Annotated in this window: 19 protein-coding genes; 11 read left to right on the top strand and 8 right to left on the bottom strand. The window is 72.9% G+C overall.

What is annotated here, in order from left to right; genetic code table 11:
- Positions 1–172 precede the first annotated feature (172 nt).
- From AC5R91_RS25595 to AC5R91_RS25585, 3 genes are all read left to right on the top strand, one after another.
- Positions 173–418 (top strand): acyl carrier protein, encoded by a 246-nt coding sequence (locus tag AC5R91_RS25595; protein ID WP_009742445.1) that lies wholly within the window; start codon positions 173–175, stop codon positions 416–418.
- The gene (fabF, locus tag AC5R91_RS25590; RefSeq protein WP_495393843.1) at positions 415–1,641 is read left to right on the top strand and encodes a beta-ketoacyl-ACP synthase II; all 1,227 of its coding nucleotides are present in this window, start codon (positions 415–417) and stop codon (positions 1,639–1,641) included. Before AC5R91_RS25595 ends, fabF begins: the two co-directional genes overlap by 4 nt.
- 393 nt (positions 1,642–2,034) lie before the next feature.
- Positions 2,035–3,438: an acyl-CoA carboxylase subunit beta gene (locus AC5R91_RS25585; RefSeq protein ID WP_495393842.1), complete on the top strand. Its 1,404-nt coding sequence runs from the start codon at positions 2,035–2,037 to the stop codon at positions 3,436–3,438.
- Positions 3,439–3,563: 125 nt separating this feature from the next.
- Here the strand turns inward: AC5R91_RS25585 and AC5R91_RS25580 are convergent, their stop codons facing one another.
- The gene (locus AC5R91_RS25580) at positions 3,564–4,037 is read right to left on the bottom strand and encodes a DUF222 domain-containing protein (protein WP_495393841.1); all 474 of its coding nucleotides are present in this window, start codon (positions 4,035–4,037) and stop codon (positions 3,564–3,566) included.
- Between the two features lie 207 nt (positions 4,038–4,244).
- Here AC5R91_RS25580 and AC5R91_RS25575 point away from each other — a divergent pair, with 207 nt between their 5' ends.
- Complete coding sequence (locus AC5R91_RS25575) at positions 4,245–5,609, top strand: MFS transporter (protein WP_495393840.1); 1,365 nt, start codon at positions 4,245–4,247, stop codon at positions 5,607–5,609.
- A gap of 67 nt (positions 5,610–5,676) precedes the next feature.
- Here the strand turns inward: AC5R91_RS25575 and AC5R91_RS25570 are convergent, their stop codons facing one another.
- Together AC5R91_RS25570 and AC5R91_RS25565 are read right to left on the bottom strand one after the other, a co-directional pair.
- The gene (locus tag AC5R91_RS25570) at positions 5,677–8,235 is read right to left on the bottom strand and encodes an AAA family ATPase (RefSeq protein WP_495393839.1); all 2,559 of its coding nucleotides are present in this window, start codon (positions 8,233–8,235) and stop codon (positions 5,677–5,679) included.
- Positions 8,236–8,342: 107 nt separating this feature from the next.
- Complete coding sequence (locus tag AC5R91_RS25565) at positions 8,343–8,996, bottom strand: hypothetical protein (RefSeq protein ID WP_495393838.1); 654 nt, start codon at positions 8,994–8,996, stop codon at positions 8,343–8,345.
- A 657-nt stretch (positions 8,997–9,653) separates the two neighbouring features.
- On the opposite strand from AC5R91_RS25565, the gene AC5R91_RS25560 reads away from it, so the two are divergent.
- A complete protein-coding gene (locus tag AC5R91_RS25560; RefSeq protein ID WP_044883756.1) occupies positions 9,654–10,076 on the top strand; it encodes a hypothetical protein in 423 nt (140 codons plus the stop codon).
- Here AC5R91_RS25560 and AC5R91_RS25555 read toward each other — a convergent pair.
- Genes AC5R91_RS25555 through moaA form a run of 3 tightly spaced genes read right to left on the bottom strand, consistent with a single transcriptional unit; the run spans position 10,040 to position 12,008 of the window.
- Positions 10,040–10,408, bottom strand: coding sequence for a DUF6457 domain-containing protein (locus AC5R91_RS25555; RefSeq protein ID WP_495393837.1), 369 nt, complete (start codon positions 10,406–10,408; stop codon positions 10,040–10,042). The two genes, AC5R91_RS25560 and AC5R91_RS25555, sit on opposite strands and share 37 nt — an antisense overlap.
- A 2-nt stretch (positions 10,409–10,410) precedes the next feature.
- Positions 10,411–11,025, bottom strand: a complete 615-nt coding sequence (gene mobA, locus AC5R91_RS25550) for a molybdenum cofactor guanylyltransferase (RefSeq protein ID WP_495393836.1) — start codon at positions 11,023–11,025, stop codon at positions 10,411–10,413.
- Positions 11,022–12,008, bottom strand: coding sequence for a GTP 3',8-cyclase MoaA (gene moaA / locus AC5R91_RS25545; RefSeq protein WP_495393835.1), 987 nt, complete (start codon positions 12,006–12,008; stop codon positions 11,022–11,024). The genes mobA and moaA overlap by 4 nt, the downstream gene beginning before the upstream one ends.
- A gap of 380 nt (positions 12,009–12,388) precedes the next feature.
- Here moaA and ppgK point away from each other — a divergent pair, with 380 nt between their 5' ends.
- The 4 genes from ppgK to AC5R91_RS25525 all read left to right on the top strand — a co-directional run bounded on the left by ppgK (position 12,389) and on the right by AC5R91_RS25525 (position 17,363).
- Positions 12,389–13,258 carry a polyphosphate--glucose phosphotransferase gene (ppgK, locus tag AC5R91_RS25540; RefSeq protein ID WP_495393834.1) on the top strand — a complete coding sequence of 290 codons (870 nt, stop codon included), beginning with the start codon at positions 12,389–12,391 and terminating at the stop codon, positions 13,256–13,258.
- A gap of 246 nt (positions 13,259–13,504) precedes the next feature.
- A complete protein-coding gene (gene sepH / locus AC5R91_RS25535) occupies positions 13,505–15,430 on the top strand; it encodes a septation protein SepH (protein ID WP_495393833.1) in 1,926 nt (641 codons plus the stop codon).
- Between the two features lie 158 nt (positions 15,431–15,588).
- Positions 15,589–15,789, top strand: coding sequence for a DUF7455 domain-containing protein (locus tag AC5R91_RS25530; protein WP_009742431.1), 201 nt, complete (start codon positions 15,589–15,591; stop codon positions 15,787–15,789).
- Positions 15,790–16,022: 233 nt separating this feature from the next.
- Positions 16,023–17,363 (top strand): YihY/virulence factor BrkB family protein, encoded by a 1,341-nt coding sequence (locus AC5R91_RS25525; protein WP_495393832.1) that lies wholly within the window; start codon positions 16,023–16,025, stop codon positions 17,361–17,363.
- Here the strand turns inward: AC5R91_RS25525 and AC5R91_RS25520 are convergent.
- Positions 17,357–18,958: an LCP family protein gene (locus AC5R91_RS25520; RefSeq protein WP_495393831.1), complete on the bottom strand. Its 1,602-nt coding sequence runs from the start codon at positions 18,956–18,958 to the stop codon at positions 17,357–17,359. The genes AC5R91_RS25525 and AC5R91_RS25520 overlap by 7 nt on opposite strands.
- A gap of 1,199 nt (positions 18,959–20,157) precedes the next feature.
- On the opposite strand from AC5R91_RS25520, the gene AC5R91_RS25515 reads away from it, so the two are divergent.
- Positions 20,158–21,561, top strand: coding sequence for an aminopeptidase P family protein (locus AC5R91_RS25515; RefSeq protein WP_495393830.1), 1,404 nt, complete (start codon positions 20,158–20,160; stop codon positions 21,559–21,561).
- 220 nt (positions 21,562–21,781) lie between these two features.
- Here AC5R91_RS25515 and AC5R91_RS25510 read toward each other — a convergent pair whose 3' ends face one another.
- Positions 21,782–22,123 (bottom strand): histone-like nucleoid-structuring protein Lsr2, encoded by a 342-nt coding sequence (locus AC5R91_RS25510; RefSeq protein WP_011606763.1) that lies wholly within the window; start codon positions 22,121–22,123, stop codon positions 21,782–21,784.
- A gap of 437 nt (positions 22,124–22,560) precedes the next feature.
- On the opposite strand from AC5R91_RS25510, the gene AC5R91_RS25505 reads away from it, so the two are divergent.
- Positions 22,561–23,334: a hypothetical protein gene (locus tag AC5R91_RS25505; RefSeq protein ID WP_495393829.1), complete on the top strand. Its 774-nt coding sequence runs from the start codon at positions 22,561–22,563 to the stop codon at positions 23,332–23,334.
- Positions 23,335–23,340 lie beyond the last annotated feature (6 nt).

The following is a 23,340-nucleotide window of genomic DNA, read 5'->3' as shown; positions in this document are numbered from 1 at the left end:
CCCTGTTTGACCTCGCGGCGCGGATGCCCGCGCGCCGCACCCCTGGCGGTCCGACGACCGGGCCCGCCACACCCCTGTCCCAGGTACCAGCATCCTGGCGCCTGCCCGCGACGATCGCCTGATCGCGCGCAGCCACCGCCGCCACCAGCCCAATCCCACAGGAGGAACCACCGTGTCCCAGGACATTCTCGCCGGTCTCGCCGTCATCCTCGAAGAGGTCGCCGGTGTCGACCCCGCCGACGTCACCCCCGAGAAGACCTTCATCGACGACCTGGACGTGGACTCGCTGTCCATGGTCGAGGTGGTCGTCGCCGCGGAGGAGAAGTTCTCCGTGAAGATCCCGGACGACGACGTGAAGTCCCTCAAGACCGTCGGCGACGCGGTCTCGTACATCCAGCGGGCTGGTGTGGCGGCGTGACCACAACCCCAAGGCAGGTCGTCGTCACCGGCCTCGGGGCAACCACTCCCCTCGGTGGCGATGTCGCCTCGACGTGGGAGGGTCTGCTCGCGGGCCGCTCCGGCGCCCGGCGGCTCACCGAGGAATGGATCGAGCAACTTCCGGTCCAGATCGGCGCGCCGCTCGCGGTGGAGCTCCCGCTGGGCCGGGTCGAGGCACGCACCCTCGACCGCAGCCAGCAGATGGCGCTGGTCGCCGCCCGCGAGGCGTGGGCCGACGCGGGCTCGCCCGACGTCGACCAGGAGCGCCTCGCGGCCTGCGTGGCCTCCGGGATCGGCGGCGTGATCACCCTTCTCACCCAGCACGACGTGCTGCGGGAGAAGGGTGCCCGGCGGGTCTCGCCGCACGTGGTGCCCATGCTCATGCCCAACGGCCCGGCGAGCACGGTCGGCCTGGAGTTCAAGGCGAAGGCGGGCGTGCACGCCCCGGTCAGCGCCTGCGCGTCCGGCTCGGAGGCCATCGCCCTCGGGCTGGACATCATCCGGGCCGGCCGGGCAGACGTCGTCATCGCCGGCGGGACCGAGGCGGCGATCGCGGCCCTGCCGATAGCCGGCTTCGCCCAGATGCAGGCCCTGTCCCGCCGCAACGACACGCCGGAGACGGCGTCCCGCCCGTTCGACAAGGCGCGGGACGGTTTCGTTCTCGGCGAGGGCGCGGCGATCCTGGTCCTGGAGGCCGCCGAGCACGCCGCCGCCCGCGGCGCGCGGGTCCACGGCACGCTGGCGGGCGCCGGGATCAGCTCGGATGCCTACCACATCGCCGCCCCGGATCCCACCGGTGCCGGCGCCGCGCGGGCCGTTCGTGCCGCGTTGCGCTCGGCGTCGCTGGAGCCCACCGACATCATCCACATCAACGCACACGCCACGTCGACCCCGTCGGGTGACGTGGCCGAGGCGGTGGCCCTGCGCTCCGCGCTGGGCAACCACGTCGACGAGGTCGCGGTGACGTCGACCAAGTCGATGACCGGTCACCTGCTCGGGGCGGCCGGCGCGGTGGAGGCGGTGGTCAGCATCCTGGCCCTGCGCGAGCGGATCGTCCCGGCGACCCGCAACCTCGACGCCCTCGACGACGAGATCGCGCTCGACGTCGTGAGCATCGACAACCGCAAGATCGGCACGGGCGCGGCCCTGTCGAACTCGTTCGGCTTCGGCGGCCACGACGTCTGCCTGGCCTTCACGGTCTGACGGCCCCGCCGCGGGGACGGCCCACGCCGCCCCGCATCGGCCAGGCACTCGGCCGTCACCGTCGGGACGCCGGCGGAGCCGCATGCCGCGCCCGGCCGGGCGCGGATCCGGATCCGCCGGCCACAGCGACGGCAGTGAGGCACCGAACGGGTGCCCACACGGCTCAGCACCACCCCTGCTCCACCGCTGAGTGCCGCACCAGATCCGCCCATCGCAGTCACCTAGATGTCGCCGTGACGCCGGCCGCCCCACCGCCGCCACGGCACCGCCCGCCGGTGCGGCGGGCGCCCATGGTCGCCGGACCGAGTGTCTCGCGGGTACCGGCGCGTACCCCAGGTGGTCGCGCGTCGGCCGATGAACCGGTCCGGCGCCGTTCAGGCAAGGAGACGCACGGTGAGTCTGTCCACGATCGACCGAGTTGACCCACGCACACCCGAGGCCCGGCTTGGCCGGTTCTTCGACGCCGACACGGTGTCCCTGTTCGCAGCCGGCGACACATCCGGGGTCGTCGCCGGTCAGGGCCTCGTCGACGGGAACGAAGTCGTCGCATTCGCCACCGACCCGACCGTACAGGGTGGTGCGATGGGGCGCGACGGCTGCGCCCGCATCGTCCACGCCATCGAGTCCGCCGTCCGGCTCGGCTGCCCGGTCGTCGGCATCTGGCACTCCGGCGGCGCCCGGCTCCAGGAGGGCGTTGCCTCGCTCGACGGCGTCGGACGGATCTTCGCCGCGACGGTCCGGGCCTCCGGCCGCGTCCCCCAGCTCTCGCTGGTGCTCGGCGCGGCGGCGGGCGGCGCTGCCTACGGCCCCGCGCTGACCGACATCGTCATCATGGGGCCCGAGGCGAAGGTCTTCGTCACCGGCCCGGACGTGGTGCGGTCGGTGACGGGCGAGGAGTGCACCGCCGCCAGCCTCGGCGGCCCCGAGGTGCACTCCAAGCGCAGCGGGGTCGTGCACGTGACCTGCGACTCCGAGGACGAGGCGATCGAGCGGACCCGCGCGCTCGCGGTGCTGCTCGCCGACCAGCGCGACATCGGCCAGGTCGCCGGGCGCGAGCTCGCCGAATTGCTGCCCGAGAACCCGCGGCGGGCCTACGACGTGCGGCCGCTGGTGAACGCCGTGCTGGACGGCGAGGGCATCGAGCTGCACCCGCAGTGGGCCCGGAACATCGTCACCTCGCTCGGCCGGCTCGGTGGCCGCACCGTCGGGGTGGTCGCGAACAACCCGCTGCGCCGCGGCGGCTGCCTCGACGCCACCTCCGCCGAGAAGGCGGCGCGCTTCGTGCGCATGTGCGACTCGTTCGGCGTGCCGCTGATCGTCCTGGTCGACGTGCCCGGCTACCTGCCTGGCGTCGGGCAGGAGTGGGAGGGCGTCGTCCGCCGCGGGGCGAAGCTGCTCTACGCCTTCGCCGAGTGCACCGTGCCCCGGGTCACCGTCGTGACGCGCAAGGCCTACGGCGGCGCGTACATCGCGATGAACGCCAGCTCGCTCGGGGCGACGGCCGTGTTCGCGTGGCCGACGGCGCAGGTCGCCGTCATGGGCGCGGAGGCCGCGGTCGGCATCCTGCACCGGCGCAAGCTGGCCGAGGTGCCGGCCCAGCGCCGACCGGACGTGCTGGCGGAGCTCACCGAGGAGCACATCCGCACGGTCGGCGGCATCGACCGGGCCGTCGAGCTGGGTGTGATCGACGCCGTCGTCACCCCGGCCGCGACCCGAGGCGCCGTCGCCTCCGCGCTGGCCAGCGCGCTCGCCGATGCCCGTGCGGACAAGAACGTCCACGGCAACATCCCGCTGTAGCGGCCACCGGGGCCACCTCGCCCCGTCTCCCGGTACCCTCGGACCCCCCTGACCCGGGGTCCGAGCCGCAGACCGTTCCACCCCCGACCGCCTTCCCCGGCATCCGTACCGCCCGATCGTGGCGCTCATCCGTCCGCCAACTGCATCCAGGTGCGCACGACATTGCTCATCTGCCGCGGGTTCATCCACAGGGCGGCGCGGGCGAAGATCGGATCCGCCCGCAACGCGACCTCACGCCGCTCCGGTGCGGCGGCGGGCGCGATCGCCCGCATGTGCTCAAAGCTGAGGGTGCCCGCGCGGAAGGCCTCGCCGGAGGCCGGCAGCGCCTCGACGGCACGCGCGACCACCAGTGCCGTGGCCGTCGTGGGGTGCACCAGCCGGCATTCCCGGCGCAGCCAGGCCGCGGCCGACCGCGCACCGTCGAGCCGCCACAGCCCGCGCCGGTCGAATTCGGCCAGCAGCCGGATCCACAGCGCGTCGGTGGCGTCGACCAGCCGGCGGACGTCGACGACCAGCAGGGCGACCTCCACATCGGGCAGCTCGCGCGCGTCGACGGCGACGACCCCGCCCAGCAACGCCTCGACATCGATCACGATCACCAACCCCTCCCGCACCGATGCACCGCACCGGACTCCGGCGGAACTCCGCCTGCCCCACGGCGCATCAATCGAACGTCTGTTCGCATAGTAGAGCGGGTTGCGGCGAAAGCCAACCGGCGGCTCGGCTCCGTCACCATCGGGCAAGATGGTTACCTGTTGCGAAATAACGATTCGCCCCCAGGCGTTGGTCCGTCTGGAGGTGTGTGCATGTCCCTGCAGGTCGACAGTCCCGGCCGGCCCCCGGCAACGGAGCCGGACCGGCCGGACCCCGGTACCAGTGCCACGGCTGGATCAGCCGTGGTGGCCTCACCGAGTGGCGGCACCTTCGCCGCCCTGCGGATACCGAACTTCCGCCGCTTCCTCACCGGGCAGGTCGTCTCGCTGTGCGGGACCTGGATGCAGACCATCGCCCTGGGCTGGCTGGTGCTCTCGCTGGGCGCCTCGGGAACCGCCCTCGGCCTGGTGACGGCCGTGCAGTTCCTGCCGGTGCTGCTCTTCGGGCCCTACGGCGGCCTCATCGCCGACCGGACCAACCGACGGCATCTGCTGATGATCACCCAGGTCGGCTCCGGGCTCGCCGCGCTGGCCCTGGGAGTACTGGACCTGACGGGTACCGCCCGGCTGTGGATGGTCGCGGTGGCCGCGGCGCTCATCGGCCTGTGCAACGCGGTCGACAACCCGGCCCGGCAGAGCTTCGTGCAGGAGATGGTCGGTTCCGACCACCTGCCGAACGCGATCACCCTGAACTCGGTGACGGTGAACGCGGCCCGCATCGTCGGACCGGCCATCGCGGGCGTGGTCATCCTGGCCGTCGGCACCGCCGGGTGCTTCCTGTTCAACGCGGCGTCGTTCGGCGCGGTGCTGCTCGCCCTGCACCGCATGGACACCTCGGCGCTGCACGAGAGGCCGCCGGTACAGCGGGCACCGGGACAGCTACGGGCCGGTTTCGCCTACGTCCGCCGCACCCCGGTGCTGCGGATTCCGCTGATCATGATGCTGGTCATCGGCGCGCTGTCGTACGAGTTCCAGGTCGTGCTGCCGCTGGTGGCGCGGGAGACCTTCGGCGGCAACGCGGCGACCTACAGCATGATGACCTCGGCCATGGGGGCCGGCGCGGTCATCGGCGGGCTGCTGGTGGCCCGTCGCCGCCGCATCGGCGTCCGGCCGCTCGCAGTGATCGCCGGGGCCTTCGGCATCGCGTTCCTTCTCGCCGCCGCCGCGCCCTCCATCGAGCTGGAGCTGGCCGCGCTCGTGCTGGTGGGCGGGACGAGCGTCGCGTTCATCTCGACGGGGAACGCGACCGTGCAGCTCTCCGCCGACCCGGCCATGCGCGGGCGGGTGATGGCGCTGTGGTCGGTGGCGTTCCTCGGCACGACCCCGTTCGGCGGACCGATCGCCGGTTGGGTCGCGCAGACCTTCGGCCCGCGTGCCGGCCTGGTACTCGCCGCCGGCGCGGCCCTCGCCGCGGCCGGGTTCGCCCTTGCCTCGCTACGCCCCTCCCCGGTCGCCGGTGCCCCGGCCACCGGTGCCCAGCCCCGGCACGGAGCGGGACGGGCGAAGGCGATCGAATGACCCTCGGCGGTCTGCCCGGTGGTCAGGGTGTTCCGAGCGATTCGGAGTCATTCGTCTCGTCACCCGCCTAGTTGCCGGGGCCCTGCTGGCCCTGACCGGCGGCCGACGGCCGGCCGGCGGGTGGGGCCGGCGGGGCCGCCGCGGGGGCCGCGGACGGCGGCCCTGGCGCCTCGGCGGAGTGGCTGGCCGCCGCGCGGCCGAGCTCGGGGAGCTTGTGCAGCTCCCGGGTCTGGCCCCGGTGCGCCCGCACGGCGTCGGAGTGGTAGCGCTCCGCGACGTTGAGGAAGTCCGGCTCGTGGTAACGACGGCCGTCGACGGTGGGCCCCGTGCGGCCCTCCATGATGGCTTCCACATCCTCGCCGGTGATCGTCTTGTGGGTCTCCAGGGCGTGGGTCAGGGCGAGGATCTCCCGGCGGTTCGCGCCCAGCACCGCCTCGGTGCGCTCGTAGAGCTCGCGCAGCTTGACCTCGACCTGCTCGCCGAAGGGCCGGTCGGCGTCGATGGAGGCGTTACCCATCTGCTGTTCGAGCATCGACAGCCGGGAGGCCAGGGTCTCGCCCATCGCCGCCGAGGAGATGAAGTTGGCCACGAGCAGGGTGGCGCTGCGCAGGTCGCCGCCGACCCCGACGGTGTTGTCCCCCTCGAAGAACATCCGCTCCCCGGCGAGGGAGGCCAGCGAGACCATCACCTGGATCTCGATCTCGGACTTCCACATGAACATCCGGTCCTCGACGGCGACGTGGGCCACGAAGCCGCCGACACCGCCGCGCCGCTCGATGGTCGCCAGGTCGATCACGCGACCGCGCTGCATCCGGTAGGCGACGACGGCGTGACACGCCTCGTGCAGGGCGATGCTGTGCCGTTCCCGGTCGATGTGCTCGTGGTCGTCGGCGAGGCCGTACTCCTTGATCACCCGAGCCCGGAGCATGTCCTGCCAGGTGATCACCTCACGGCCGTCCTTGACCGCCTGCACCAGCGCCTCGTTGACGGTGTCCTTGATGGTCGCGCCGGTGGACTCCGGGCTCATGATGGCAAGCCGGTCGATCTGCTCCGGGGTGAGCTCGTGGCGCACCTTCGCGAGGTACCCCTCGAAGGTGCGGATGCGGCCCTCCTTGCTCGGGTAGCCGACCTTGTACTGGCGGTCGATGCGGCCGGGACGTAGCAGCGCCTCGTCCAGCGACTGCGGCATGTTCGTCGCCATCATCACCAGGATTCGGTACTTCGGCGGCGGCTTCGGACGCATGCCGAGCGTGCGGCGCACCACCCGGTTGAGGAACCCACGCGGCTTCTTCAGCCCCGACATCTCGGTGAGCAGCGCCTGCAGGGTGCCGTCGAACCCGCCGCCACCGCCGCCCATCACGAACTGCTCCCGCGCGTGCTCCCGGGTGATCTCCGAGCGGGCGGCGGAGCTGAGGTAGGACAGACCGTTGCACAGGTCGCGCGACCCGCCATCGCCACGCGCGCCGAACGGGTCGGCGAGGCGCCCCGCCGCGCCCGATCCGGCCATGCCCGACGCCACACCGGACGCCCTGGCCGCGGGCGCGCCCTGGCGGGCGAACCACGACCGCGCCCCGCTGCCCATCCCACCGAAGCCGCCGTTCAGCGCCCCGCGGCTGCCCAGCGTGTCGGCCTCGTCGAAGAAGACGATGACGCCGCCGTAGCGCAACGAGAGCTTGCGCAGCTTGCGGAACAGCGACTTCACCTTGAGGATGCCCACGCCGATGAACATCGCCGAGAAGGCGCCCGGGTCGACGAACACGAAGGGCTTGCCGGTCTCACCGGCCACCGCCTCCGCGATGAGCGTCTTGCCGGTGCCGGGCGGCCCCCACAGCAGGATGCCGCCGGGCACGTGCCCGCCGCGACTCTCGATCTCCTCGGGCCGTTCCAGGTAGAAGACGTTCTCCTGCACCCGGCTAACGACGTGGTCCTGACCCCACACGTCGGCGAAACGGGTGGTGATGTCCTCCGGGAAGTAGGTGTCGACCCCGCCCTTGGACAGGAACCAGAACATGACGACGAACTGGCCGACGACCAGGACCATCAGCAGGACGATCTGGAGGACGAACGGAATGGCCTTCCACAGGTCGCCCGGCACCTGCACGAGCGCGTCGAAGACCGAGGTGTGGGACAGCCGGGCGTAGACGAACAGGGCGAGGGCGAGAGCCACGACCCACTTCGCCGCCCGGCTGAGCCGGTAGCGGTTCCAGTCGTTGAGCCGCAGCATCCGGCGCTCCGCCAGACCGAAGATCCGGTCGGTCCAGAACACGTGGTAGCCCGACCACCGCTCGGCGAGGAGCATGTGGAGCTGGTGCAGCACCTCGAGGCCGAACAGGACGAGCACCCAGGCGCTCTTCCTGGCCTGGATCCGGAACGCGTCGGCCCAGGTCATCAGCGGATCGCCGGAGACGTCCGCGGCCACCACGAACAGGAACACGGCGCCGAGCAGGATCAGGAACTTCACCCGGTCCCACAGCGGGAGCGGGCGGCGGCGCGGCTTCCCGTCGCCCTTGGCCGTCGTCTCCGGTTGGGCCGTCGCGGTCGACGCCGCCGCCGGCCCGCCGGGCGGCGCAGGGCCGTCCGGCCCGGCCGCGTCGACGCCGCGCAACCCGGTGTCGAGGCCGGCCACGCTCCCATCCGTCCGGGCTCCACCCGGGTGGGGCCCATCCGTGCCGGGCCCGTCCGCGCGGATCCCGTCTACGCGGATCCCGTCTGCGTGGTCCATCACGCCCACCCCTACTGCCCTCGGTCCGTCGGCTCGATCGTGAAGGACTTGGCCACATCGCCGATCTGGTCTGCGTGTTGCGCGTAGCACAGCGACGAACACGCGAGGATGAGCTGGTAGAGGACCGTCTGCCCGTTGTCGAGCAGACTCGTCTGGTCGATGGTCACCAGGCCGGCGTCGGTCTGCACCTGGTAGACGAGGTGCACCCCGTGCACGCCGTCCTTCTTGTGCACGACCTCATCCGCCAGCAGCAGGAAATCGGGCGTCAGCCGGGCGCCGTAGGGGTCCTGGCGCACGGCCTTCTCCTGGGCGGCCACCGCGTCGTCCACCGACAGGACGAAGTTGCGCAGGTCGTTGGTCGACACCGCGTTCGCCTCCTCCGGCAGCAGGTGGCGAACCTGCGCGAACCCCTTGGGCAGGGTGGCGTCCGGGACGAGCAGGCGCGAGTCGTCGAATCGCCGGGCCGCGTCGAGGCCCATGACCCATTCCCGCGACATCAGCCCCTGCAGCATCTCGGGACTGACGTTGCGGGCATCGATACCGAACAGTGCCGGCCCGGGCATCTCCTGGTGATTCCACCCGTTCGGAACCCGGAGAAACGCACCGTCCTTCTTGTTCGTCACATATTCGTAACTCGGCGAGCCGCAGCCGCCGACCAAAAGCACCGCCGCCGCTACCGTGAGCAGTAGCAGGGTGCCTGGTAGAGACTTTCGGCGCGGACGGGTCGTCCGACGTCGAGCCGCCACGGCAAACCTCCCGCCTCGCAAGGTCGAACGCATGGTGCGGCGCCGGGCCATGGGTCCATATCGCTTTCCTCCGAAAAGTGTGGCCCAGAAGCCGCCCGACGTGCACAACCTTCACCAAAAAGGGTGAGACTCCATACCCTCCGCTGTCGGGCGTCGACCGGCGACGCCACCGTCACGTGCAACCGCGCCACCTGCCCACAGAGGGCTCCCGACGGCCGGTCCGATGCCCCGCGGCCGAACTTTCGGGCCGCCAGAATCACCGTCCCGTGCCGGCCCGGACGTCGACCCGGGTGTCTCACCCCGGGCACGACGAGCGTCGCCGCGCGGTCGTGCCGGTCAGGTCAGGTCAGGTCCCTGCTGGATACCCGGAAGGCCCCGGCCGAAGCGGTGGAACGCGACCCGCGTTCCCACTCACCCACGCCGGGACTCACCCATCGAACGAGCGTGCCGGTCGACTTCCCGGCCGCAGCCGGCTCGACACCCCGCGGGTCCCGACCGACCACATGAGGACACGCCGACCACATGGGGACACGCCGGCCACACGAGGACTCGCCGACCGTGGGGCACACTGTCGGTATGGCGCACTATCGGCGTGGTCGAAAGGTTCCCGCGCTTCGTCCCACTCGACGCCACCTCGTCGGGGGGCTGACGGTGGTCGCGGTGTTCGCCCTGGTGGGGCTGACGGCGTGGAACCCGATCGCGGCCGTGCCCGCGCTGGCGGCGATCATCGTGCTCGGCGTGATCGACTGGGCCGTCGTGACGGCCGCGCCCGGCGCGGACGACCTGCCCTCCGGCCCGGCCGCCTTCACCGGCGACGAGCCCGAGTGGGCCGACGACCTCGACACCCCGACGCAGGTGCTGCCCCGGCTGACCTTCGGCTACGCCCGGGCGACGAGCGGCGGCGAGCAGTACGAGGAGCCCGACCAGGACGCGGTGCGCACCATGGCGATCGACATGCGCGGCTACCTCGACGAGGCGGGCCCCGGCCGGATGGGCTGAGCGGCCTCGTCCGCCCGCCGGTCGAGCAGATCGTGCACGGCGGCCGTCGCCGCCCGGACCGCCGCCGCCACGTCGGTGCCGCCCGCGGCGTCTCGGCCCGCCGCGAGACCCACCAGAAACGCGGTCAGCGGCGCCGCCGGGCGCGCGACCCCGTGCGCGACGTCCCGGGTGAGATCGAGGAGTGCGGGCACGTCGACGCCCGCCAACTCCAGGCCGAGCTCGGCGCCGACCTGCGCGAACCATCGGTCCAGGACGTCGCCGCCACCACCGGGCGGCGGGCTGTCCCCGGGTCGCGGGCTGTGGGCGGGTCGCGGGCTGTGGGCGGAGGTCATCGTCACATCGTGCCCGGCCGGACCCGGCCGGCCCACCGCCGTGCGCGAGCCACGTCGGCGGGCGCGTCACAGTCCAGGCAGGCGAGGGCGTCCGCGCGCACGGACGTCACCTCCTGGTCGGTGAACAGGCCGCGCACCGGCCGCCCGACCGGGTCTGTGGGCAGCGCGGCACGCAGCCGCGCGGTGCGCCAGACCGCGGCGAGGTACTGGCGCCGCCCGCCCGGGTCGACCAGGACGGCGGCGTGGGCCGCTGGCTCCTCGGCGGCGCGGCGCAGCAGTTCGATCTCCCGGCCGGTGAGGAACGGCAGGTCGGCCGCGAGGACGGCGACGAACGGGGTGGCGACCGCGGCCAGCCCCGCGGCGATCGCCGCGACCGGGCCGCCGCCCGGCGGGTCCTCCCGGCACCACCACACCCCGCCCTCGGGAGGCGCCGCGAGCTGTCGACGGGGGCCGACGACGACGATCCGCTCGGTGCCGGCGCCGGCGACCGCGGCAAGCACCCGATCGAGCAGGGTCGTGCCGCCGACGACGACAGCCGGCTTGTCCCGGCCGCCGAGGCGGCGGCCGGCGCCACCGGCGAGCACGAGCGCGCTGCAGCCGGCCCGCGGGGCGGTCATCCGCCGATCGCCGACATGGGCCGGTCCGGCTGGCGGAAGCCGCGCTCGCCGATCCCGTGGCCGGCCTTTTTGCCCCGTACCGCGGCCCGCCACAGTGCGGCGAGCCGCTCGTCGTCCGCACCGGCGCGCAGGGCCGCGCGCAGATCGCTCTCCTCCCGGGCGAACAGGCAGTTGCGCACCTGACCGTCGGCGGTCAGCCGGACCCGGTCGCAGGCCGCACAGAAGGGGGCGGAGACGGAGCCGATCACCCCGACCCGGCCGGGCCCGCCGTCGACCTCGAACAGCTCGGCGGGCGCGCTGCCCCGCCCCGGCAGCGGCCGCAGCGTGAACTCGGCGCGCAGGGCCGCGAGGATCTCCGCCGCGGTGACCATCTCCGATCGCTGCCAACCGTGCTGGGCATCGAGCGGCATCTGCTCGATGAACCGCAGCTCGTAACCCCCGGCCAGCGACCAGCGCAGCAGGCGGGCGGCCTCGTCGTCGTTGACACCCCGGACGAGGACGCTGTTGACCTTGACCGGGGCAAGACCGGTCGCCGCGGCGGCGCGCAGCCCCGCGAGCACGTCGCCGTGCCTGTCGCGGCGGGTGATCCGGGCGAAGCGGGTCGGTTCCAGGGTGTCCAGGGAGACGTTCACCCGGTCCAGGCCGGCCGCGCGCAACGGCTCGGCCAACCGGACGAGCGAGAGCCCGTTCGTGGTGAGCGAGAGCTCCGGCCGCGGCCGCAGGGCGGCGAGCCGGGCCACCAGCGCCGCGAGCCCCGGCCGCAGGGTGGGCTCACCGCCGGTGAGTCGGACCTCGGTCACGCCGAGCAGCCGCACCGCGATGCCGACCAGGCGGACGACCTCGTCGTCGGTCAGCAGGCGCGCCGACGCCAGCCAGGGCAGGCCGTCGGCGGGCATGCAGTAGACGCACCGCAGGTTGCACCGGTCGGTCAGCGACACCCGCAGGTCCGTCGCAACGCGACCATGGGTGTCGACAAGACTCACCGCTCCAGCGTATAGAGCCCAGGCGCCCGAACCCACCGGGCCCTTCGGCCGGGGCGGACGGCCGAGCGGACCGACCGGTGATGCCGGCGAGGCAGACCCGGCCGGGCCGACCGAACCACGCCCCGGCGGCGCCCGCGGCCGCCGGCGGGCGGCGGGCCGGGGACGTCGCGCCGCACCGTCCGTCGCGCGCCGGAGGGGCTGCCGGGCGGGCGGCCGGCGCCCGTGGTCAGCGGGCCTGCGAGACTTAGCTCGCGGCGGTCGATGGACCGGCCCACCCGGCCGCGCATGTGCGGCGGGCGGCGCCGTCCGCGCACGCGACCGCGGGGCCGGCGTCGCCGGCGCCACAGGCGGGAACTTTCGGCGCGGGGAGGGGCTGGGCGATGCAGATCTTCGGAGTTGACGTCGGAGGAAGCGGGATCAAGGGCGCTCCGGTCAACATCGAGGACGGCACGCTGGCCGCGCCCCGGTTGCGGATCCCGACCCCGCAGCCCGCCGAGCCCGCCGCCGTCGCGGCGACCATCGCCGAGGTCGTCGGCCACTTCGGCTGGTCCGGTCCGGTGGGTGTCGCCCTGCCCTCGGTGGTCAAGAACGGCGTGGCGCTGACGGCGGCGAACATCGCGCCGTCCTGGATCGGCACCGACATCGTCGGCGTACTTGCCGGCGCCCTCGGCCGAGCCGACGGGGATGTCACCTCGGTGCCGGCGCAGCCGGCCGGATCCGCCACTGCGGCGGACATCACCACGGTGAACGACGCGGACGCGGCCGGGATCGCGGAGATGGCCTTCGGGGCGGGCCGCGACACCGCCGGGCTGGTCGTCATGACGACGTTCGGCACCGGCATCGGGACCGCCCTGTTCCTGCACGGGCAGCTCATCCCGAACACCGAGCTCGGGCACCTGGAGATCCATGGACACGACGCGGAGACGAAGGCCTCCGACGCGGCCCGCGAGCGGGAGGACCTGTCGTGGGAGAAGTGGGCCAAGCGGGTGACCCGGTACCTCAACACGCTCGAGGCACTGCTCTGGCCCGATCTGATCATTGTCGGCGGCGGGGTCAGCAAGAAGGCCGACAGGTTCCTCGACCAGCTCGAGCTGCGCACCCGGGTGGTACCGGCGCAGCTACAGAACGAGGCGGGCATCGTCGGTGCCGCGCTGTCCGGCCTCGCCGATCAGAGCCGGCCGCGACCGTCGGCCCGCCCGGCGCGGCGGCGGGGACCGGCGACCCGGCCGCCCGGCGGCCGGCGACCGTAGGATCATCCGGCCGGCTCCCGGCCCGGACGGACAGGCCCGACTCGGTCAGACTGTGCGTGTCGTCCGCCGCCAGCCCGCCAGCCGGCCGCATCGATGGCAGGCTGTCACCTACCGGGACGCACATGCCGAAGGCGGGTTCAGGTGCGTCATGCCGATCTGCCCGCAGGCTCGTCGGCCGACCGGCGCGATGTGCGCCGCGGCGTGCCGACCCGGGCACGGTACGGCTTCGAGTGAACAGGAGGCGCCATGCGTGAGCTGAGGGCGGTCGCACTCAGCGAGGACGGCGGCTACCTCGTGCTCGCGGACGCAGGCGGCAGGACCGACGGTGAGCAGTTCCGAGTGCCGGTGGACGACCGACTCCGGGCTGCCCTGCGCGGGATGCGCCGCAGCGAGGTGCGCACCGAAAGCGCGCTGACCCCGCGGGAGATCCAGGCCCGGCTGCGTGCCGGGGAGACCGCCGCGGAGGTCGCCAGAGCCGCCGGCATACCCGTGGAGCGTGTGGAGCGTTACGAGGGTCCCGTGCTGGCCGAGCGCGCCCGCGTCGTGCAGGAGGCCCGGGCGGCGCTGCTACCCAAGGACCCCGGCGGGGTGCCCGGGCGGCCGCTCGGCGAGGTCGTCGACGCCCGCCTGATCGTCGCCCAGGACAATCCCGCCGCCGCCCAGTGGGACGCCTGGCGCCGCGTCGACGGCATCTGGCTCGTCCAGCTCACCTCGGACAGCCGCTGCGCCCGCTGGACGTGGGATCCGGTGGTGCGCCGGGTCCGCCCCCACGACGACGCCGCCCGGGCGCTGGTCGCCCCGGAAAGCGCCGAGCAGGCCCCCCCGCCGCCGCCCGCGCCGCCCGTGCTTCGGGCCGCGGGTCCGGCGCTGACGCTCGTGTCCGACCAGGGGCTGCCGGCCACGCCGGCCCAGCCGACGGTCGCCGCCGCTCCGCCCCCGGCTGCGCCGCAGGAGCCCATGGTCCGGCCCCACGTCCAGCCCACCGCCTTTCCCGCCGCCCCGGCGGCCGCCTACCCCGCCGAGGATCGTCCGTCGGGTGGCGGCGGGATGCCTCCGCAGCGTCCCGCGGCCGGGCCGCCAGCCGCCGCCACGATGCGGCACCCGGCGGCCCGTGCCGACGGCCGCTGGCAGCCGGCGCCCCGCGAGCACTGGGACGAGCCGGCCCGGACCGAGACCTTCCGCGCCGTGCCGGAGCCCGGCCCTGCCACCGACCGTGACGACCCTGCCGCCGACTACGCCGGCTCGACCCGCCCGGTGAGCCGGCCCGAGCCGGAGTCGGCCGACCGGTTGGCCGCCGAGACCGGTCTGGGCGCGGGTGCCGGCACGCGGCCGGCCGAATCCTGGGCCGCCCCGGCGGGTGGCGAGGTGGCCGGTGAGGCTCCTGACCTTTCCCTGCCCGCCGAGGAGGCTGGTGCGCGCCGACCCGAGCCGCAGACGCCGCGGCGGACGGCGGCGACCCGGGTCGGCTCGCTGCCTCGCGGGACCGGCCGCCGGGTCGCCCCCGAGCCGGGCGGCACCAGGACCGCAGGCGCGCCGCCGGCAGCCGCCACCGGTCGCGCCACCCCGGCCGCCCGGTCCCGGCCGGGCGCACCGGCCGCGGCCGGATCCGGGCGAACGGGAGGAACCCCCCGGGCCGCCGTCGCTCAGGCCGGCGCGCCGGCCGTGACTTCCGCCACGTCGCCGGCCGGATCCGGCGCGATACCCGCCGCAGCCGCCGGCCCGAGCACCGCCGCCGGGGCCCCCACCGGCCCGGCCAGGCCGGTCGCCACCCCCCCGGGCCGGCGTCCGGGGCAGGCCGACGATGCCGCCGCCGCAGCGCCATCCGCGGATGGCGGCGCCTCCGCCACCCCCACCGAGGAGTCTGCTCAGACACCCGCGGTGAGCTCACCGGCGGTCCCGATCGCGGCGGAAGAGGCCCCCGCCGCCGCCGCCAGGCAACGCCGAGGCGCGTCGGCGCCGGCGGCCAAGAGCGAGCCGACTTCTACCGATCCGGAGGAGTCGACGACGGAGAGTACCGACGACTCGACCGCAGAGAAGTCGAGTGCACCCGCTGCGTCACGAAGCCGCCAGAACAACGGCACCCGTGGGGGGGAACGTCCCGCAGGCGGTCGACGCGGACGCAAGTCAGTGCCAGCATGGGACGACATCGTCTTCGGCGCCCGACGGCCCTGATCAGGCCGCCGCTCGCCGGGGGCGAGTAACCATCCGCGGTCCGAAGCTCCGCGGACACCACGCCGCTCTGGATGCAATGACGCCACGAGAGCCGGCTGTGAGTAAACCGTCACATGGTCAGCAGGAACGTCTGACCGCCTAACACAGTTGGAGTAGATGTGACAGGGACTACCACGAAGCCGACGCTGACCAACCTCGATCGTTGCGACCGGTGCGGTGCCCAGGCATACGTGCGGGTGGTGCTGCCTGGCGGCGGGGATCTCCTTTTCTGCCGGCATCATGCCAAGTCGCACGACTCCAAGCTGCGTGAGATGGCCGTCGAATACCACGACGAGACCGACAAGCTCAGCGTGTCCTGAGTCCTACGCTCAGGTATTAAAGGGGCATGCCACGATCACGTGGCGTGCCCCTTTCGCTGCTCTCCGTCACTACAGGGGAGCGGACGCGGTGACATCAGGCCGAGCGTTTCCCCGTCCGCTCCCCCGATCAGGGGATCTACCCCGACACCGCGTGGGCTCCGTTGACCTCCAGGCGCTCCACCAGGCCATACGGTGGGGCCGTGTCCGCCATGGGGAAGGAGGCATCCACCCCCGTGGCTCGCAGCCCGGCGCGGGGCCGCTGGTCGGTGCTGCTTCGCCGGGCCGTCCTCGAGGCCAATCCGGAACTGGTGGCGCAAGCCCGGGAGCGCCGGACGGTGGCCCAGGCGAAGGTGCGGCGCAGCGCGATGTTCCGCCGTCTTGACCGCCAGCAGCGCCGGGTCCCCCGGGGGCCGCTGCGCCTGGCGCGCACGACGCTCGCCAACGCCTGGCGCCACCGGGTGCTGGGCCTGGCGGCGGAGGCGGGATTCTGGCAGTTGCTGTCCCTGCCGCCGTTGCTGCTGTCCCTGCTCGGCGCGCTCGGCTACGTCGCCGACGCCATCGGCGGTGACGCGCTCAGCAGCATCCGGGACAGCATCCTGCGCGGAGCCGGTGACCTGCTGACCGAGTCGGTGGTCGATGACGCGGTGCGGCCCACCGTGGACGAGATCCTCTCCCGCGGTCGGCCGGATGTGATCTCCATCGGCTTCGTGCTGTCGCTGTGGACGGGTTCGACGGCGATGGCGACCTTCGTCAACACCATCACCATCGCCTACGGCCAGCGCGACCAGCGCTCCGCGGTGCGTAGCCGGCTGGTGGCGCTGGGGCTGTTCCTCGCCCAGGTCACCAGCGGCGTGATCATCCTACCGGCGCTGATCCTGGGACCTGGACTGATCTCCCGGATTCTCGACGCCGACCAGCACCCGTCGGTCGACCATCTGCTGACCCTGCTGTTCTGGCCGGTCGTCGGGCTGGTCGCGCTCTCGATGCTGACCTCGCTGTACCACCTGTCCCTGCCGGTGCGCCGGCCCTGGTGGCGGGCGCTTCCCGGAGCCACCCTGGCGCTGGTGTGCTGGCTGGTCGGCAGTGACGTGCTGCGGCTGTACCTGGAGATCGTGTTCAGCCACGAGCTGGTCTACGGCTCGCTGGGCGCGCCCGTGGCGGCGCTGCTGTTCTTCTACATCACCGCGCTGGCTGTGCTGCTGGGGGCCGAGCTCAACGCGGCGCTGGACGAGCAGTCCTCGCACCGGAGGAAGAGGGGGGACAGCGGGCCCACCACCAGCGACACCCCGCCTGCCGCCGGTAGTCCCTCTGCCACCGGCAGTCCGCCTCCCACCAGAAATCCGCCTCCCACCGGGAACCCGCCTGCCGCCGGCGGCTCAGCTCCCACGAGCCGTCCGCGCTCCGCCGGCGGTCAGTCCCCCACCGGCGGCTCGCCGACCGGCGACGGCCCGTGCCCGGGCGGCGGGGAGGCCGATCGCCCCGGCCCCGGCGGCGGCGTCTCGTTCGACCGTTGCGCCGTCGACGACAACCCCACCGCGCCGACGACCGCGCTGTGGCGAGGGCCTGCTCAGTAGGTGCAGGAGACGCCCGCCGGCGCAGCAGCCGGGGTCGCCTGTGCGCTGGCCGGGGCGCCGTCGCCCACGGCCACAGCCGGCCGGGACCAGGACACCGGGACGGCCGTGACGGTGGCCGGACCGGCAGGCAACGCGCCCGCCGAACTCGCCCCGGCGGCGCGGCCACCGAAGGGCTTCAGGAAGGCACCGAGCTGGTCGGGATCGGGCACCAGCACGCTCTGCCCGGCGCGTTGACCTGCCGCGGCCGGCACGGTGGCGAACGCGACCCCACCGGAACCGATCGACTGCATACGGACCGCCAGCAGGCGCAGGTCGGCCAGGGAGGTCCCGTCGTCGAGGGTGATCGCGGAGGTCGCGGCGTCGACCACATTGATCAGCTTCGCCGGATTGAGCAGCGTGTCGGTGGAGGCGATCCGTTGGAAGACGACCCCCAGGAACTGCTGCTGGCGGCGGATCCGATCGATGTCGCTCTCCGGCAGGCCGTACCGCTGGCGGACGAAGGCCAGGGCCTGCGCGCCGTTCAGCCGATTCTCCCCCACCTGGCCGGAGAACCCCGAGTAGTGATCATGCAGGTTGTCGAAGCCGCGCGCCGTCAGCTCGGCCGGTAGCTCCTTGATGCAGACGGTGACCCCGCCCAGGGCGTCGGTCATCCCCTGGAAGCCGACGAAGTCGATCTGCACGTAGTGGTCGACGCGGATCCCGGTGAGGCCCTCGATGGTCGCGACCAGCAGGGACGGGCCGCCGTAGGAGAAGGCCGCGTTCAGCTTGGAGCGCTGGGCCGCGTGCTGGACGCCCCGCGCGTCGGTGTAGGCCGGGATCCGCACCCACAGGTCACGAGGGAAGGAGATCAGGGTCGTCGAACCGTTGCCGTCGAGATGGGCGAGGATCGTGGTGTCTGACCGCTGCCCCTCGGCCGCGCCGAACTCGCCGTTGGTCCCCGCCCGGGTGTCGGATCCGACCAGCAGGATGTTCTGCGTTCCGCCGGTGGCCGACGCCGGCCGGTCCACGCCTGCGGAGAAGGTCAGAGGGGTGTGTCGGACCCGACCGTCGTAGTGTCGCAACACGGCCCAGCCGCTGGTGGCCAGAACGAGTACGACCGCGGCGAGCACCGCCGCGACCGCGGTGACGCCGCGGCGGATCGAGCTGCGGCGCGGCGCGGGTTCGCCGGTCTCCGGCAGGTCCGGCCGGGTCGGGCCGGGCGGATCGCCCACCCGCCGGCCGCCGGGCGGCTCGGCGCGGCCAGTCTCGGGATGACGCCCGGCCTGGGGATCACGCCCGGCGTAGGGATCACGGCCCGAACGGGGATCGGCGTAGGGATCGCGGGAGCCGCCGCCGGCGCCCGGCTGGGCCCGTGGACGAGCCGGGCGGTCCACTGCGGGCGGATGCGACCCGGCGTCGCGGCGCGGCCACTGCCCCGCAGGCCAGTTCTCCTCGGACGCGGGCCGGGGCACCTCACGACGGGGCACCTCACGTCGGGGCACCTCACGTCGGGGGACATCGCGACGCGGGACATCGCGACGCCGGCCGTCGTCCTCCCCCGCGCGGCGTCCCTCGGGCGGCCCGTGCCGTTCCGGCCGATCCGGAGGCCAGGTCATGGCCGCCTCCCCCTCCCTCGTCCACCGGGAGCAGATCTCCCGCGCCGGTGACACCGTCCTGTGCCGGGCATCCGTTCCAGGCGGCGCGCCGCGAGCCGACGAACGGAACACTCCGGGACAGCCTCTCACCGATGTCGTGCTGTGGGACACCATCGGCGTCCCCGGCGGCTGTCGGATGGGCGACCCGACACGCCGGCGACCGCGGGTCCGACGAGTGCGGGTCCGGCGAGCGCGGGTCCGGCGATCGCGTGGCACGCGGTCCCGACCCACAATCCTTGGGCGCGACCGGACCGCAATTGCGGTCCCGCGCCGACGATCGGGCCGAAAATGCTGACATCGCCTGGATGTGAGGTCACTTACAGCACCCTGGTGGAGTCACCCACGCCGACTCGGATGTCCGGGCTCACCGGGAGTCCCCCGATCCCCGCCCCGGGAGGCGGATGAACGTGCGGATATCGGGCCGAGATTGCGGGGATCGATGACGTCCGCACCCGGACCGAACCTCCCTAGGGCGCACCGTCCCGGCCCTTATCCGCGGTCCGGCACCCCCGTCAACGGGCAGCGACAGAAAGTTACGTAACGGCGGATTGGACGGATCTCGCACAACCCGTTGCTTGCCCGCGTTAACCCGTTCGAAGCGGGAAGGCCAGCCCTTGGGTAACCTTCCGAAGTCGCCGGAGGCAGCCGGCACGTACCCTCGGCCCGGGTGATCGGATGACGGCGCGCACGAGTACCCGATCGCCGCGCGACGGATCGGGCCGGGCGCCATCCGGATCGGCTCACATCATCCGGACGATCGGCGTACCGAAAATCCGGCTCCGACCGCGGCGAGATGTCCGCCGCAGTCTCGATGGACGGCGGACCGGTTCAGCACTACCCGCCGGAGCTCGACCCGGCCTACCGTTAACGGTATGAGTGCCCAGTCCCACCAAAGCACACCTCCACCGGCCGGCACGGGGGTACCCGAGGGAGCCTCGGCGGAGCGTGACCAGAACGTCATCACTGTCGGCGAAGCGGACGTTGTCCGCCCCCGCATCGATGTACCCGGGGCGGCGACGGATTCCGCTGGCGCGGAGTCGGATTCGGAGCCGGCGACCGCCGGGCCCGGCGAGTCGACGGTCGAACCGACGGCGTCTTCCGGCCGCGAACCCGGCCAGGCCAACCACGATGAGGAACCGCACGCGGCGTTCCGGCGGTTTATGGCAACCGGCTGGGCGCCCATTGACGACGCTGTGCCATCCCGCGATGACTGTGCACCCTACACCGCGAAACGCCGCGCCTTGTTGGGCTCACGGTTCCCGACCGATGCCCTCGTGGTGCCCAGCGGCGGCCTGCGGGTACGGGCAAACGACACGGATTTTCCGTTCCGTCCGGGAAGTGACTTCTTCTGGTTGACAGGCTGTCATGAACCCGATGCGGTGCTGGTTCTGCTACCCAACGCGGCCGGTGAGCACGATGCCACGCTGTATGTCGCCGGCCGCTCGGACCGGTCCAGCTCGGCGTTCTACACCGACCGCCGATACGGGGAACTCTGGGTCGGTCCCCGGCCGGGGGTTCGCGAGACGGCCGCCGCCCTGGAGATCGAGTGCCGGCCGCTGACCGAACTGCCGGGCGCGCTGGCCCGGCTGGCGCCGGGAAACACCAGGATGCTGCGGGGAATCGACTCGCTGGTCGACCGCTCGGTACTGCGGTGGTCCGACGACAGATCGGGCGACGACCGCGATGTGGTCCTCGCACAGGCCCTTTCCGAGCTACGGCTGGTCAAGGACGACTTCGAGATCGCCCGGTTGGACGAGGCGGTCGCGGCGACGGCGCGAGGCTTCACCGAGTGCGTGGGGGAAATCGGCCGCGCGATGGAGCTGCCCAACGGGGAACGCTGGTTGGAGGGCACCTTCTGGCGGCGCGCCCGCGTCGACGGCAACGACGTCGGCTACGGCTCCATCGTCGCCTGCGGACACCATGCGACCACCCTGCACTGGGTGCGCGACGACGGACCGGTGCGCGCCGGTGAGCTGGCCCTGCTGGACATGGGGGTGGAGGGGAGGTCGCTCTACACCGCCGACGTCACCCGCACGCTGCCGATCACCGGCCGTTTCACGGACCTGCAGCGCCAGGTATACGACGTGGTTCTCCGCGCGCAGCAGGCCGGCATCGACGCGGTCCGCCCGGGAGCCTCGTTCCTGGCTCCACACCGGGCGGCGATGCAGGTCATCGCCGCCGCGCTGGCGGACTGGGGACTGCTGCCCGACGGGGCCCAGGCATCGCTGTCGGAGGATCCCCACGCACCGGGCGCGGGGATCCACCGCCGATACACGTTGCACGCCACGTCGCACATGCTCGGGCTGGACGTGCACGACTGCGCCCAGGCGCGAGACGAGACCTACCGGGATGCGGCGCTGGAGCCGGGGATGGTGCTGACAGTGGAACCGGGCCTGTACTTCCAGCCCGACGACCTCACCGTTCCGCCCGAGCTGCGCGGCATCGGGGTCCGGATAGAAGATGACATCCTGGTCACCGGGGAGGGAAGGCGGAACATGTCCGCCGGGCTTCCGCGAACCTCGGAAGACGTCGAAAACTGGATGGGCCGGCATCTGCCGAACTGACGGAACGAACAGAGCCGACGACAGCGCGCGTCGGCTCTGAGGTCAAACGTTCCTGCCACACCGGCGAGGCCGGTGTGGCAGGAACCTGCCCTGGCAAAACCTGATCAGCAGGTCTTTGGGCACCGGGGCCTGCGGCCCGCGGCCGAATACCGCGGGCACGACGGGTACTACGGGGTCCACCGCTTCGAGTCTCGACCCGGAAAAGTCGTCAAGACCAGGATCAGTGGGCCTTGTCGTACGCCTCGACGATGTTGGAGGCGATACGGCCACGGTCACTCACCGTGTATCCGTTGCTGCGCGCCCACTCGCGAATGTCGGCGGTGCGGTCGGTTCCACCGGTACGCCGCGAAGCGGTACGCACGCCACGGCGGCTGCCCGCCGCACGGCCGCCGGAACGGCGGGCCGCGGTCACGAACGGGGCCAGCGACTCACGCAACTTCGTCGCGTTCTTCTCCGACAGGTCGATCTCATACTGCGCACCGTCGAGTCCGAAGCGGACAGTCTCGTCGGCCTCTTCTCCACTGAGATCGTCAATCAACGAGACGATGGTCTTCTGGGCCATGCCACACTCCTTCAGGTCAGCGGACCGCAGAACTCACGCGTCTAGTATTACCACGAGAACACCGGGAACTGTCACGCCTGGTTCGGCGGACTCGCAGACTTGGGGCCGCCGAACACGAAGACACCGGTCTAGGCACGCTGGTGAGGCTGTCGGAGTGCGGAACCCAAAGACGGTGGCCAAGCTCGGCATGATAGGGGCGATCATGTTCTGCGAATCACACCTTCCGAGCCGAAACGCCGGCCGCAAGCGGACAGTTGGGCCGCCGTCGGCCGGGCGGCGACCATGTCCGCCGACCTTGGGACACCGATCGTGTTCGTCTACCGACTCCCCGGACGATTGCCGGGCAATCGGCAGGCATCAGCCGGTGGGTGCTTTGGGGTGCTGGCGCCGCGAGCGGAACCGACCGGTACGAATGCCAAAGGGGATCGTGGCGGCGGATGAGTACGCCTGATTCCGGCGCCGACCCTATGGCTCGGCGCACGGACGAGTACCCACGGACGTGGGTGGTGGACGGTGCCAACGTCATTGGGTCCCGGGCCGACGGCTGGTGGCGCGACCGTCCGGGCGCGGCCCGGCGCCTGCTCGCCGATATTTCGGCCTGGATCGCCGGGTCCGACGGGCACGTCGGATCGCCGGGGTCAGCGGAATGGCCGACGGGGATCGTGGTCGTTCTGGAAGGGGCGGCCCGGGCCGGGGTTCCCGCCGCGGCGGTGGTCGTCGAGCCGACTCCGGCGAAGCCCCTGGCTCCCGACGATGACCATGTCCAGTCACGCGGAAGCACGGACCAGCCGAGCGGAAGCATGGATCAGCCGAGCGGGAACACGGACCAGCCGGCCGGGAACAGGTACCGGCAGGCAGGGAACGCCGGCCGGCCACGCGGGAAGGACGACCGGTCTACGGGGAAGGGCGACCACTCTGCCGAGAACGGCGACCGCTGCGCGGAGAAGGGCCGCCGCCCGCCCGGAGACGGCGCCGGCAATTCCGGGAACGGTTCCGCCCGATCGGACGCGACGAACGGCGACGGCGCCACACCCGCGCTCGCCGTCGTCCACGCCCCCGGTAACGGCGACGACGCGATCGTCGACGCCGCCCGCGACGCCGGCCCCGGCGTCATCGTGATCACTTCGGATCGCGGGCTCGCCGCCCGCGTCCGCGCCCTCGGCGCCGAGGTGCGTGGCGCCGGCTGGCTGTGGGACCGGCTTCGCCGGTAGGAGCGC

It is taken from the genome of Frankia sp. BMG5.60 (assembly GCF_059428125.1).
This window is presented reverse-complemented; position numbering and strand designations above follow the sequence as displayed.